Source organism: Enterobacter sp. RCC_40, from assembly GCF_041360735.1.
GTDB classification, from domain to species: domain Bacteria; phylum Pseudomonadota; class Gammaproteobacteria; order Enterobacterales; family Enterobacteriaceae; genus Enterobacter; species Enterobacter ludwigii.
In genome coordinates this window covers 610282-623780 of the sequence record NZ_JBFUPR010000001.1, presented here as the reverse complement: position 1 = coordinate 623780, position 13499 = coordinate 610282, and the positions used below count along the sequence as shown (strand labels likewise).

The following is a 13499-nucleotide window of genomic DNA, read 5'->3' as shown; positions in this document are numbered from 1 at the left end:
TTTCTATGGCACGCATTATTGTTGTTACTTCGGGTAAAGGAGGCGTTGGCAAGACCACCTCCAGCGCGGCCATCGCTACTGGTTTGGCCCAGAAGGGAAAGAAAACCGTCGTTATCGATTTCGATATCGGTCTGCGTAACCTCGACCTGATCATGGGATGTGAACGTCGCGTGGTCTATGACTTCGTGAACGTCATTCAGGGCGACGCCACACTGAACCAGGCGCTGATTAAAGACAAGCGCACCGAAAACCTCTACATCCTTCCGGCTTCTCAGACGCGTGATAAAGACGCCCTGACCCGTGAAGGCGTGGAAAAGGTGCTCGACGAGCTGAAAAAAATGGAGTTTGACTTCGTTGTCTGTGACTCCCCTGCCGGCATCGAAACGGGCGCCCTGATGGCACTCTACTTCGCTGATGAAGCCATCATCACCACCAACCCTGAAGTCTCATCCGTGCGTGACTCGGACCGTATTCTGGGGATCCTCGCCTCCAAATCGCGTCGTGCGGAAAATGGCGAAGAACCCATTAAAGAGCACCTGCTGCTGACCCGCTATAACCCGGGTCGCGTGAACAAAGGTGACATGCTTAGCATGGAAGACGTGCTGGAGATCCTGCGCATCAAACTGGTCGGCGTGATCCCGGAAGATCAATCCGTATTGCGCGCCTCTAACCAGGGCGAGCCAGTGATCCTGGATACAATGGCAGATGCAGGTAAAGCGTACGCGGATACCGTTGACCGTCTGCTGGGAGAAGAACGTCCTTTCCGCTTCATTGAAGAAGAGAAGAAAGGTTTCCTCAAACGCCTGTTCGGAGGATAAGTTATGGCATTACTGGACTTTTTTCTCTCGCGGAAAAAGAACACCGCCAACATCGCAAAAGAACGACTGCAAATCATCGTTGCAGAGCGTCGTCGTAGTGACGCCGAGCCACACTACCTGCCGCAGCTGCGTAAGGACATCCTGGAAGTGATCTGTAAGTATGTGCAGATTGACCCGGAGATGGTCACGGTGCAGCTGGAGCAAAAAGACGGGGATATTTCGATTCTGGAGCTGAACGTTACGCTCCCGGAAGCCGAAGAGTCACGTCCGTAGTTCGGGATTGTGTATCCCCGGTAAGCGTATGCCGCCGGGGAAATGTGCCGGGCATGTCAGCATGACCCGGCATTTTCATTATCGCGGATAACCTTCCAGCACAGTATTCAGGCGATCGGCCATCAATTCCCCGCGCCAGCCCGCCATCATTTCCGGCAAACCATTCTGAGGTTTCAGCTTCCAGTGCCAGTTCAGCAGCTGGTTAATCTGACGGCGTGACGCCAGCAGTTCCGCGCTCAGTTTGCTTTGCGTCGCGACGTCCTGCACCAGCGCTTTGATATCCTTGAACGCCTTGCGATAGCCCGGCATATCCATGAGATTCAGCAGTGGCTCCGGCAGTGCTTCGTCCGGCATTTCCTGCGCTTTTGCCACCAGCGCAAGCAGGGTTTTACCGTGGAAACGGATCTCGCTGCCGGAAAGCCCGATGCTGTCCAGTTCGCCCATGCTGCCCGGCATATACCGCGCGACCGCCCAGAGGTGTTCTTCGCGTACCACAAAGTTAACGGCCAGATCGCGCTCGCGTGCTTTACGCAAACGCCAGTCCGCTAACAGCTGCAGACACGCCAGCTGACGCGTACGCAGCTGCCAGGCGTTACTGATATCGCGCCAGGCCTCTTTCGGATCAACCACTTCCTGACGACGCTGCTGCGTCATTCGGCACTCATCCAGCGCGGCGGGCAACCAGCCTGACGCTTCCGCCTCTTTCATCAGTTGGCCGGCAATCGGCAGGAGGTAAAACACGTCTGCCGCCGCGTATTCCAGTTGACGCTCGGTTAATGGGCGTGCCAGCCAGTCGGTGCGGGATTCGCTTTTATCCAGCGTCAGGCCCGTATACTCCTCAACCATGGCGGCAAAGCCCCATGAGAGCGGTCGATTACTGAAGGCCGCGAGGATCTGTGTATCAATCAACGGTTGTGGCATGACGCCAAAAGTATTCAGAAAGACTTCCAGATCTTCACTGCCTGCGTGCAGGTATTTCGTTACCGCAGTATCGAGCAGCAGGTCACGCATCGGCGTCCAGTCGGTAATGCCGAGCGGGTCGATCAGCGACACGTGTTTACCGTCGTACATCTGAATCAACCCCAGCTGCGGATAGTAGGTCCGGGTGCGGACAAACTCGGTATCCAGGGCAATGGCAGGAAAGTCGCGCGTCACTTCGCACAGCGAAGCCAGCTCGTCGTTGGTCGTGATCATCTGGTAATTCAAAACGGATTCTCTTTTGTTTGCGCCCATAAAAAACGCCGGCTTAACCGGCGTCTGGGCGATTAGCGTGAAGCTCAGGCCTTATTGTCTACTTTGCCACGGGCTTCGTCACGTAATTCTCGTCGTAATATCTTTCCGACATTCGATTTCGGCAGTTCCTCGCGAAACTCAACCAGCTTCGGCACCTTGTAGCCGGTCATCTGACGACGACAGAAGGTGATCAGCGCCTCCTCCGTAAGAGAAGGGTCTTTTTTGACCACAAAAATCTTCACCGCCTCGCCGCTGCTCCCGGAAGGGACGCCTATGGCAGCCACTTCGAGCACGCCGCTGTGCTGCATCACCACATCTTCGATTTCATTCGGGTAGACGTTGAAACCGGAAACCAGGATCATGTCTTTCTTACGATCGACAATACGCAGGAAGCCCTCTTCATCCATCACGGCAATATCACCGGTGTGCAGCCAGCCGTCTTTGATAATTTCATCGGTCGCATCGGGACGTTGCCAGTAGCCCAGCATCACCTGCGGCCCTTTGACACAGAGTTCGCCCGGTTCACCTGGTGCCACTTCGTTATCGTCATCATCAACCAGTTTGGCTTCGGTCGACGGAACCGGCAGGCCAATGCTTCCGCTGTGATAGTCGATATCGTGCGGGTTCACACTGACCAGCGGGGCGCATTCCGTCAGGCCATAGCCTTCCAGCAAATACTGACCCGTCAGTTTCATCCAGCGTTCGGCAACGGCCTGTTGAACCGGCATACCGCCACCCGCAGAGAGGTGCAGCGTGGAGAAATCGAGCTTCTGGAACTCTTTGTTGTTGAGCAGCGCGTTAAACAGCGTATTCACCCCGGTCATGGCGGTGAACGGATATTTCGCCAGCTCTTTCACCAGCCCCGGAATATCGCGCGGGTTCGTGATCAATACGTTTTGACCGCCCAGCTCAATAAACAGCAGACAGTTCATGGTCAGCGCGAAGATGTGATAAAGCGGAAGCGCGGTGATCACCAACTCTTTTCCGTGGTGCAGCAACGGTCCGTAGGTGGCATTCACCTGCTCAAGGTTTGCCAGCATGTTACGGTGGGTCAGCATGGCGCCTTTAGCCACACCCGTTGTGCCGCCGGTGTACTGCAGAAACGCGAGGTCTTCTGATACCACTTCCGGTTTAACGTATTGCATGCGGTAGCCCGCCTGCAGCGCACTGCGGAAGGAGATCGCGTCCGGCAGGTGGTATTTCGGCACCAGACGTTTGATGTATTTGACGACAAAGTTAACCAGTGTCCCTTTGGCGGTTGAGAGTTGATCCCCCATACGCGTCAGGATGACGTGTTTGACCTGGGTTTTGTCGACCACTTTTTCCAGCGTGTGGGCAAAGTTAGAGACAATCACAATGGCGGCGGCACCGCTGTCGTTTAGCTGATGCTCCAGCTCCCGCGGCGTATACAGCGGGTTAACGTTGACAACAATCATCCCGGCACGCAGGACACCGAACAGCGCCACCGGGTATTGCAGCAGGTTCGGCATCATCAGCGCGACGCGGTCCCCTTTTTGCAGCCCCAGCCCTTCCTGCAGATAGGCGGCGAACGCCCGACTACGCTCCTCAAGTTTACGGAACGTCATGACCTCGCCCATATTCACAAAAGCAGGCTGGTCTGCGTAACGCCTTACCGAGTGTTCAAACAATTCAACCAGGGATTGATAACGGTCAGGATTGATCTCGGCAGGAACATCTGCGGGATAACGGTTAAGCCAAACCTTCTTCAATGCATCACCTCTGAAATGAGTGTTCGTCGTCATCACAACCCCGATAATAAACAGTTTGTTAACATTATATTAACTCAGCGTACCAGTTTATTAATTGTTCAGATTTAAGGTTGCGAAGCGCGTCACTCTTTTTTTTCGTTTTATTCGTAAAAAACAGAGACAGCGGCTGAGCCGCTGTCTCTTTTCTAACAATTACAGGGAGTTACTCAGTAACGATTGTCTGAACCTGTGCAGGCCCCGGGTTATACCAGCCCCAGCCCGGGTAGCCATAACGATAAGGATGTGGACCCCACATCCACGGATCCATCGGCTGAGGTGGCATGATGACCTGCTGTGTCAGCCGCCAGCGCTTATACCCGTTGACCTGCATGGTCATAAATTTATACGGCGTGTTGCCGACTTTGCCCTCTACCGAACCGGTAATCGGGCCGACGACGGTGACCAGCTGTCCGCGAAAATCGACCGGGTCGAGAAAACCGCCAACGTCGGCATAAATACGCCCGCGGGAAGGTTCGCCAAGGATGGGCCGCGCACCGCTATCCAGCGGAACGGTGGCAATCTCCAGACGGGTTTTCCCCTGCTGGTTTTGCACCTCGATAACCTTGCCGCCAAAGCGCGCTTCCTGGCCGACGTAAAGCTCAGGCGCATTCATCACGCGAACCAGATCCTGCTGTGGCGTGGGGCTGCTGCCCTTAATCGCATCAGGAACGGAAACGCATCCGCTCAGTGCTATGGCCACTGCGCCTGCCATAAAAAGGCGTACAACGTTAGTCTGAACCGCCATGATGCGACTCCTTTTTCTCAGTTCCTGTTACTGAGATTCATTCCCGGCCCGGAAGTTTCTTCCACGCGACGGTGTTTCGCAAATAAACCGGCTCCGCATGTTCAACAGCCACGGTTTTGCCCGCCTCAAGCAGTTGACAGGCGATGGGAAGCATATCCTCTGCGGCGGGCAGAAGCATGTTGCCGTCTGTCAGCGTGATCCCGGTGCCGTTAGCCATCTCTGGCCATGCCGGCCAGCCGGTGCCTACTGTCGCCCACTCGCCGGACAGCTGTTTCAGCCGCTCAGTCACCGCTTCCGGCTTGAGGACTGCCTCGGTCTCTTCACCGTGCCAGATGCCGTTTTCATCGCGGGTGTATTCTGCCCAGTAAACTTCCCCCATTCGGGCGTCAATAGCCGCCAGAACGCGCGTTGCCCCGGTCATGCGCCATGCGCCCTGCGCCATGGTTGCCAGCGTGGAAACACCGATCATCGGCAGTTCTGCGCCCAGCGCCAGCCCCTGCGCAATGCCAATTCCAATGCGTACGCCCGTAAAGCTGCCGGGGCCACGGCCAAAGGCCAGTGCGTCGAGGTCGGTTAAGGTGGTGTTGCCACGGGTTAAAATCTCTTTAACCAGAGGCAGAATGCGTTGGGTGTGTTCTCGTGGGCACTCTTCGAAATGAGCAGAGATAGCACCGTCGTTCAACAGAGCAACAGAACAGGCCTCTGTCGCGGTATCAATAGCCAGAATTCGCATCAGTCGTCGCGCTCTCGCAATGGTCAGTCACAAAATGGCGCGCATCTTAGCATACTCACGGGCAAATTACTCCGCCGTTGGGTTTGCCAGGAAGCGAACCGCGCGTTTAATGTCCCGCGTGCGCGGCGCGGGCGGCAAGCTGGCAAGGAAGGTCGCACCGTAAGGGCGCATCACCAGCCGGTTATCGCATATGACCAGCACGCCGCGGTCGTCTGTGTCGCGAATCAGGCGCCCTACCCCTTGTTTAAGGGTGATCACCGCGTCCGGTAGCTGGACCTCATCAAAAGGATCGCCGCCGCGCAAACGGCAGTCTTCCATACGTGCCTTCAGCAGCGGATCGTCCGGTGAGGTAAACGGCAGTTTATCGATGATCACCAGCGACAGGGTATCTCCCCGCACGTCCACCCCTTCCCAGAAGCTGCTGGTGGCTACCAGCAGGGCGTTACCGGCACTGACAAACTGCTGTAACAGTTGCCCTTTGCTGGTCTCGCCCTGAAGCAGAACCGGCAAAGTCATGGTGGCGCGGAACTGCTCCGCCAGATCGCGCATCATCGCGTGGGAGGTGCAGAGCATAAAACAGCGGCCGTTGTTGGCCTCGATCATCGGCCTGAGCATTGCCGCCAGCAGGCGCGCCGCGCCGGGCTGGTTAGGCAGAGGCAGATTACGCGGAACGCAGAGCAACGCCTGTTTTTCATAATCAAACGGGCTGGGCAGCAGCAGCGACTCCGCCTCCTCAATCCCCAGACGCCCGGTAAAGTGGTGTAGATCGTCATTCACCGAAAGGGTTGCCGACGTGAAGATCCAGCTTCCCGGTTTTTGCGCCATCACCTCTTTGAATTTATCCGCCACCGTCAGCGGCGTCAGAGCCAGTGTGAAATGGCGGGAGGTGCATTCATACCAGTAGCTGAACCCCGGCTGGTTTATCTCTTTCAGCCGTTTGAGGCGTGCCCGATAGAGCGTGGCGCGCTCGAAGGCGGCATCCAGCAGTGCGGAACGGCCGAGCGATAGTTTCGCCACGTCGTAGCAGAGCTCAAGGGCATCATCGAGCAGCAACAGCGCGCGCTGGATATTTTTGTCTGCCAGCAGCTCACGCAGATTACCGCGATAGCCCGGCTCACCCAGTTGCAGGCGAAAATCCTGCGCACTTTGCGCCAGGCGGTCAGCACACTTCTGCAGCTGTTGGGTATCTTTTAACTCGGTGCGGTAGGCAATGGTGAAATCTTTCGCTAAGTCCTGCAGCTGGCGGCTGGAGAGCGACTGGCCAAAATACTGGCTGGCGATGTCAGGAAGCTGGTGGGCTTCATCGAAGATCATCACGTCCGCTTCCGGGATCAGTTCGCCAAAGCCGCTATCTTTAACCACCATATCGGCAAGGAAGAGATGGTGGTTTACCACCACGACATCCGCGTCCATGGCGGTTTTACGCGCTTTCACCACAAAACAATCTTTATACAGCGGGCAGTCGCTCCCCAGGCAGTTGTCGTTGGTACTGGTGACCAGCGGCCAGGCGGGAGAGTCTTCCGGCACGCTCGCGCAGGTGCTGATATCCCCCTCCTCCGTCTGATTGGCCCAGGCGCGAAGAATAATGACATCGCTGAGCGTCTGCACCGGCAGATCACCGCCCGCCAGCGCCTGCTGCTCAAGCCGTTCAAGGCAGAGGTAGTTGGAGCGGCCTTTCAGCAACGCCAGGCGACCTTTATACTTCAGGGCGTTGGCGACCGTGGGCAGATCGCGGCTGTAAAGCTGGTCCTGCAGCGCTTTAGACCCGGTGGAGATGATCACTTTCTTTTTAGCCCGCAGAGCTGGCGCCAGGTAGGCATAGGTTTTGCCCGTGCCGGTACCGGCTTCCACCACCAGCGGCTGCGCGGTGTCGATTGCGCGGGCCACGGCATGCGCCATCTGCCGCTGGGGTTCACGCGGTTTAAAACCGGGAATCGCCTGTGCTAACTGACCTTCTGGGGAAAAATCGTCTGCCACGTTGCTCTCTCACTGTATTTTTGCACAGGGATTATGTCAGCCCATCCTCTCCAGTGCCACCCCAAATAGTGACGAGGGGAACACAATATGGCAGTCTTGCCGACTGACATGAAAATAACGAGGAAACGTTTATGACAATTGTGCGCATTGATGCCGAAGCACGCTGGTCTGATGTGGTCATCCATAACCAGACGCTCTACTACACCGGTGTACCGGAAAATCTCGACGCAGATGCCTTCGAACAGACGGCGAATACGCTGGCGCAGATTGACGCCGTGCTGGAAAAGCAAGGCAGCGACAAATCACGCATTCTGGATGCGACCATTTTTCTTGCCAGTAAAGACGATTTTGCGGCGATGAATAAAGCCTGGGATGCCTGGGTTGTGGCGGGACATGCGCCCGTACGGTGTACCGTACAGGCGACGCTGATGAAGCCGGAATACAAAGTCGAAATTAAGATTATCGCGGCGGTTTAAGCCGGATTACTCCTCTTCATCATCCTCAAAACGCGCCACGATCCGCTCGCCGGTGTGGGTGGCGCGAAGTTCATTAGCAACTTGCGTGATCGCCTGTCCGCTGCTCATCCCCTGGGACATCAGTTCCTGAATACGCTCAACCGCTTTCTGCTGCTGGTCATGGCTCAGAGAAGGTAAACCTGCAAACATTGTCAACTCCTGCTAAATTATCCGCGCTAATTATTTCACGCTGCCCGGTAGTATGCCACACATGAACCCGTTACCCCCTACAGTCATTTCATTACCCTGGCGTTCAGACGCCGCGGAATTCTGGTTTGCCCGTCTCAGCCATCTTCCTTTTGCGATGTTGCTGCACTCCGGTTATGCGGATCATCCCTATAGCCGCTTTGATATTCTGGTCGCCGACCCTCTGCAGACCCTGATAACACTAGGGAATGTGACTACGACGGGCGAAACGCAGTCAACGGACGATCCGCTGTCATTACTTCAGCAGGCGCTGGACGCGCTGGGCTTAACCGTTCCGCAAAATCCCGACCTTCCCTTCCAGGGAGGTGCGCTGGGCTTGTTCGGCTATGATTTAGGTCGCCGCTTCGAAACCTTGCCGGAGACTGCACAGGACGACATTCCGCTGCCGGATATGGCGGTGGGGCTTTACGACTGGGCAATAATCGTCGATCACCACAAGCAGGCGGTCTCTCTGCTCAGCCATCAGGATGTGTCCGCCCGGCTTGCCTGGCTTGAGGCACAGGTCCCCGTCGCGACAGCGGATTTCCACCTGACCTCTGCGTGGCGCGCCAACATGACCGCGCGGGAGTACGCCGCGAAGTTTGAGCGGGTTCAGGGCTATCTGCAGAGCGGTGATTGCTATCAGGTCAACCTTGCCCAGCGTTTTCAGGCAACCTGTGAAGGCGATGAGTGGCAGGCATTTACCCGCCTCAACGCCAGTAACCGGGCACCGTTCAGTGCATTTCTGCGCCTGGAACAGGGCGCTATCCTGAGCCTCTCGCCCGAGCGTTTTATTCATCTTGCCGATGGCACTATTCAGACGCGACCGATTAAAGGCACGCTTCCCCGGCTGGCCGATCCTGTTGCCGACCGCCAGCAGGCGGAAAAACTGGCGGCCTCGTTAAAAGATCGCGCTGAAAACCTGATGATTGTCGACCTCATGCGTAACGACATTGGCCGGGTCGCTGTACCGGGAAGCGTGCGTGTCCCTGAACTGTTTGTCGTCGAGCCGTTCCCCGCGGTGCATCACCTGGTCAGCACCATTACCGCGCAACTGCCCGCCTCGCGCACGGCCTGCGATCTGCTTCGCGCCGCGTTCCCGGGGGGCTCGATAACCGGCGCGCCTAAAGTGCGGGCAATGGAAATAATCGATGAGCTGGAACCGCATCGTCGAAACGCCTGGTGCGGCAGCATTGGCTATATCAGTCTCTGCGGTACGCTGGATACCAGCATCACCATTCGAACGCTGACCGCCTGTAACGGGAATCTGTACTGTTCTGCAGGGGGCGGAATTGTTGCTGATAGCCAGGTCGATGCGGAATATCAGGAAACCTTTGATAAAGTTAACCGTATCCTGAAACAACTGGAGTAATGACGGGTGGATAAAGAGAACCTGACGCTGGATGATTTTCTGTCGCGCTTTCAGCTTTTGCGGCCCAACGTGAGCCGCGAAGCCCTGAATCAACGTCAGGCCGCGGTGTTGATCCCGGTGGTCCGTCGTGAGCAGCCGGGCCTGCTGCTCACCCAGCGTTCGCCACATTTACGTAAGCACGCCGGTCAGGTCGCCTTTCCGGGCGGCGCCGTGGACAGTTCTGACGCCTCGCTGATTGCTGCCGCGCTGCGCGAAGCCCAGGAAGAGGTCGCCATTCCGCCTGAAGCGGTTGAGATCATTGGCGTGCTGCCGCCGGTCGACAGCGTGACCGGTTTTCAGGTCACACCGGTGGTCGGCATTATCCCACCGGATCTGCAATATCACGCCAGCGTCGATGAAGTGTCTGCGGTGTTTGAGATGCCGCTGGAAGAGGCCCTTCGGCTCGGGCGTTATCATCCGCTGGATATCCAGCGTCGGGGTCATGCGCACCGGGTGTGGTTGTCCTGGTATCAGCATTATTTTGTCTGGGGCATGACGGCGGGCATCATTCGTGAACTGGCGCTGCAAATCGGCCTGAAGCCTTGACTATACTTTACATTCCACCCTCTTCTGCCAGGTTTGCGATCGGCGTCGCGCTATTAGCAAAACCATCGTTAACCATTAGTTTAATTCATGTGAATAGTTAAGCCGAGGTCGGTCTTCCCTCTTACACTATGCGCAGTTATAACATCGTTACTGGAACCCCGGTAACCCTGTCAGGAGTGTGAAAGTGATTAGTATATTCGACATGTTCAAAGTGGGAATTGGCCCTTCGTCTTCCCATACTGTTGGCCCGATGAAGGCCGGTAAACAGTTCGTCGATGATCTGGTCGAAAAAGGATTACTGGAAAGCGTTACCCGTGTCGCCGTGGATGTTTACGGCTCACTGTCATTAACGGGTAAAGGCCACCACACCGATATCGCCATTATTATGGGTCTGGCGGGCAATATGCCGGATACCGTAGATATTGATGCCATTCCGGCATTTATCCGCGACGTGGAAACGCGCGGCCGCCTGCTGCTGGCAAACGGTCAGCATGAAGTGGATTTTCCGCATGATGACGGCATGCGTTTTCGTAGCGATAACCTCTCCCTGCATGAAAACGGTATGCAGATCCACGCCTTTAACGGCGACAAAGTGATCTACAGCAAAACCTATTACTCCATTGGCGGTGGTTTTATCGTTGATGAGGAACACTTCGGCAAAGATACAACGGGCGATGTGAACGTACCTTACCCGTTCAAGTCCGCCAAAGAGATGCTGGACTACTGCCATGAAACCGGTCTGTCACTTTCCGGCATGGTGATGCAGAACGAACTGGCGCTGCACAGCAAAAAAGAAATTGAAGACTATTTTGCGAACGTGTGGCAAACCATGCAGGCCTGTATCGATCGCGGCATGAACACCGAAGGCGTACTGCCTGGGCCACTGCGCGTACCGCGTCGCGCCTCTGCGCTGCGCCGTATGCTGGTCACCACAGACAAATTCTCTAACGACCCGATGAACGTGGTCGACTGGGTGAACATGTTTGCGCTGGCGGTGAACGAAGAAAACGCCGCGGGTGGCAGGGTGGTGACTGCACCAACGAACGGCGCGTGCGGTATCGTTCCGGCGGTACTGGCCTACTACGATCACTTTATTGAACCCGTAACGCCTGATATCTACATTCGCTACTTCCTGGCAGCAGGGGCGATTGGTGCGCTGTACAAGATGAATGCGTCTATCTCTGGCGCTGAAGTGGGCTGTCAGGGTGAAGTGGGCGTGGCCTGTTCTATGGCCGCGGCCGGTCTTGCAGAACTGCTGGGCGCCAGCCCGGAGCAGGTCTGTGTGGCGGCTGAAATCGGTATGGAACATAACCTCGGTCTCACCTGTGATCCGGTTGCGGGTCAGGTGCAGGTACCGTGCATTGAACGTAACGCTATCGCGTCGGTAAAAGCGATCAACGCCACGCGTATGGCCATGCGCCGTACCAGCGAGCCACGCGTTTCGCTGGACAAGGTTATCGAGACCATGTACGAAACCGGTAAAGACATGAACGCCAAATATCGTGAGACCTCCCGCGGCGGTCTGGCGATAAAGGTGCAGTGCGACTAACCGTTTCGCCTCAACGCCTCTCTCGCCCATCTTCCACGGATGGGCGAATTTTTATCCCTTTCTCGTCGACTTAATATTTCCCCACTACACTTGCTGTGTTGCCTCGGCTTTTGGTGCTGAAGGCGTATTGGGCGGCCTCCCATGCAAACAGCACAGAGGATCATAAAAAAGTATCGCCGAAAACGCGTCATCGTCTGCGTGATGGTTGCGCTTTTTACGCTCATCATTACGCTGGGTATACGCTTTATTTCACAGCGTAACGTAAATCAGCAAAACACCCTGAACTTTGCGGCGCACTCCGTCAACGTGCTGGATAACGTCTTATTGCCGCTGGAAAAAGGGCGCAGTCCGCTGCTGGCACTGGTCGGAGCGCCCTGCTCTCAGGCGCATTTAGTGTTACGAAAACAGGCAGCCTCACTGCAAACGGTGCGCTCAATTGCACTGGTCAAAGACGGTATCCTTTACTGTTCAAGTATTTTCGGCAATCGCGACGTCCCGTTGCGAGAGATTCAGCCTGCCCTGCCGTCCGCCGAAACAAAGCTGGTGCTCTCCACCGACAAATCCTTGCTTAAGGGAAGCCCGATCCTGATCCAGTGGTATCCGGTTTCTGATAGCGGAGAAGATGGTGTGATGCAGATTGTGAATATCGATCTCATCACTCGCCTGATGCTGGAGCCACAGCGCCCGCTTATCACCGACGTGGCCCTGACCGTGGGGGATAAATACCTGCGCTACGGTGAAAATGTCTCCGACTCGCTGACAATAAACGATGATGAGAGGGTTCTGCGCCAGCAATCCAGCCATTTCCCGTTCACCATTACCGTCAGTGGCCCGGGAGCCAGCGAGCTGGCGTTGATATATTTGCCCTCTCAGCTGCCGCTGGCGCTGATGCTCAGTCTCCTGATGGGTTACGTCGCCTGGCTTGCGACCGCGAACCGCATGAGCTTTACCTGGGAAATTAACCTTGGCCTGGCCGCACGTGAATTCGAGCTGTTTTGCCAGCCGCTGCTGAATGCCCGCACGCAGAAATGCGTGGGGGTGGAGATCCTGCTGCGCTGGAACAACCCCCGTCAGGGATGGATCTCCCCGGACGTTTTTATTCCGCTCGCCGAAGAGCACAACCTGATTATCCCCCTCACACGTTACGTCATTAACGAAACGGTGAGTCAGATTGGCTATTTTCCGTCAACGCCCGGCTTCCATATTGGTATTAACGCCGCCGCCAGCCATTTCCGGCATGGAACGCTCATTCAGGACCTGAACCGCTACTGGTTCAGCGCGCATCCCACCCAGCAGCTAATTGTGGAGCTGACGGAGCGTGACGCGCTGCAGGACGTGGATTATCGCATTGTAAGAGAGTTACACCGTCAGGGCGTGAAGCTGGCCATTGATGATTTTGGCACCGGCAATAGCTCTCTCTCGTGGCTGGAAAAGCTGCATCCGGACGTGCTGAAAATTGATAAGTCCTTTACCAGCGCTATCGGCACTGATGCCGTGAACTCCACGGTGACGGACATCATCATTGCGCTCGGACAACGGCTTAGCATTGAGCTGGTGGCTGAAGGGGTAGAAACGCCCGAGCAGGCGCGGTATTTGCGTCATCACGGGGTAGAGGTACTGCAAGGATTTTTGTTTGCGCAGCCTATGCCGCTTAGGGAATTTCCGCAATGGCTGGCGGAGAGTTCGTCTCCGCCAGCACCGCGTAACGGGCATATCGTTCCGCTGATGCCGTTACGCTAGGCTC

At 56.1% G+C, this 13499-nt stretch carries 13 protein-coding genes; 7 read left to right on the top strand and 6 right to left on the bottom strand.

Annotated elements, in window-relative coordinates; all coding sequences use genetic code 11:
• Nucleotides 1–5 precede the first annotated feature (5 nt).
• Entirely contained in the window at nucleotides 6–818 is an 813-nt protein-coding gene (minD, locus tag AB6731_RS02925; protein ID WP_014170584.1) for a septum site-determining protein MinD, read from the top strand.
• Nucleotides 819–821: 3 nt separating this feature from the next.
• On the top strand, nucleotides 822–1091 hold the full coding sequence (gene minE / locus AB6731_RS02920; protein ID WP_008500504.1) for a cell division topological specificity factor MinE: 270 nt from the start codon (nucleotides 822–824) through the stop codon (nucleotides 1089–1091).
• Between the two features lie 78 nt (nucleotides 1092–1169).
• Here minE and rnd read toward each other — a convergent pair whose 3' ends face one another.
• The 5 genes from rnd to AB6731_RS02895 all read right to left on the bottom strand — a co-directional run bounded on the left by rnd (nucleotide 1170) and on the right by AB6731_RS02895 (nucleotide 7548).
• A complete protein-coding gene (gene rnd, locus AB6731_RS02915) occupies nucleotides 1170–2285 on the bottom strand; it encodes a ribonuclease D (RefSeq protein WP_131701782.1) in 1116 nt (371 codons plus the stop codon).
• Between the two features lie 83 nt (nucleotides 2286–2368).
• Nucleotides 2369–4054 carry a long-chain-fatty-acid--CoA ligase FadD gene (fadD, locus tag AB6731_RS02910; protein WP_284942621.1) on the bottom strand — a complete coding sequence of 562 codons (1686 nt, stop codon included), beginning with the start codon at nucleotides 4052–4054 and terminating at the stop codon, nucleotides 2369–2371.
• 202 nt (nucleotides 4055–4256) lie between these two features.
• Nucleotides 4257–4838 (bottom strand): Slp family lipoprotein, encoded by a 582-nt coding sequence (locus AB6731_RS02905; protein ID WP_014170588.1) that lies wholly within the window; start codon nucleotides 4836–4838, stop codon nucleotides 4257–4259.
• A gap of 37 nt (nucleotides 4839–4875) precedes the next feature.
• Nucleotides 4876–5571 carry a tRNA (adenosine(37)-N6)-threonylcarbamoyltransferase complex dimerization subunit type 1 TsaB gene (tsaB, locus tag AB6731_RS02900; protein ID WP_014170589.1) on the bottom strand — a complete coding sequence of 232 codons (696 nt, stop codon included), beginning with the start codon at nucleotides 5569–5571 and terminating at the stop codon, nucleotides 4876–4878.
• Between the two features lie 66 nt (nucleotides 5572–5637).
• The gene (locus tag AB6731_RS02895) at nucleotides 5638–7548 is read right to left on the bottom strand and encodes an ATP-dependent DNA helicase (RefSeq protein ID WP_014170590.1); all 1911 of its coding nucleotides are present in this window, start codon (nucleotides 7546–7548) and stop codon (nucleotides 5638–5640) included.
• A gap of 131 nt (nucleotides 7549–7679) precedes the next feature.
• Between AB6731_RS02895 and AB6731_RS02890 the strand changes: the two genes are divergently transcribed.
• Complete coding sequence (locus tag AB6731_RS02890) at nucleotides 7680–8024, top strand: RidA family protein (protein ID WP_014170591.1); 345 nt, start codon at nucleotides 7680–7682, stop codon at nucleotides 8022–8024.
• 6 nt (nucleotides 8025–8030) lie between these two features.
• Here the strand turns inward: AB6731_RS02890 and AB6731_RS02885 are convergent, their stop codons facing one another.
• Nucleotides 8031–8213, bottom strand: a complete 183-nt coding sequence (locus AB6731_RS02885; protein ID WP_020883426.1) for a YoaH family protein — start codon at nucleotides 8211–8213, stop codon at nucleotides 8031–8033.
• Between the two features lie 61 nt (nucleotides 8214–8274).
• On the opposite strand from AB6731_RS02885, the gene pabB reads away from it, so the two are divergent.
• The 4 genes from pabB (at nucleotide 8275) to AB6731_RS02865 (ending at nucleotide 13495) form a co-directional block, all read left to right on the top strand.
• Nucleotides 8275–9621: an aminodeoxychorismate synthase component 1 gene (gene pabB / locus AB6731_RS02880; RefSeq protein WP_371005865.1), complete on the top strand. Its 1347-nt coding sequence runs from the start codon at nucleotides 8275–8277 to the stop codon at nucleotides 9619–9621.
• Between the two features lie 6 nt (nucleotides 9622–9627).
• On the top strand, nucleotides 9628–10206 hold the full coding sequence (locus AB6731_RS02875; RefSeq protein WP_181240543.1) for a CoA pyrophosphatase: 579 nt from the start codon (nucleotides 9628–9630) through the stop codon (nucleotides 10204–10206).
• A 184-nt stretch (nucleotides 10207–10390) separates the two neighbouring features.
• Complete coding sequence (gene sdaA, locus AB6731_RS02870) at nucleotides 10391–11755, top strand: L-serine ammonia-lyase (RefSeq protein WP_020883424.1); 1365 nt, start codon at nucleotides 10391–10393, stop codon at nucleotides 11753–11755.
• Between the two features lie 141 nt (nucleotides 11756–11896).
• Nucleotides 11897–13495 carry an EAL domain-containing protein gene (locus AB6731_RS02865; RefSeq protein WP_371005864.1) on the top strand — a complete coding sequence of 533 codons (1599 nt, stop codon included), beginning with the start codon at nucleotides 11897–11899 and terminating at the stop codon, nucleotides 13493–13495.
• The last annotated feature ends 4 nt before the right edge of the window (nucleotides 13496–13499 follow it).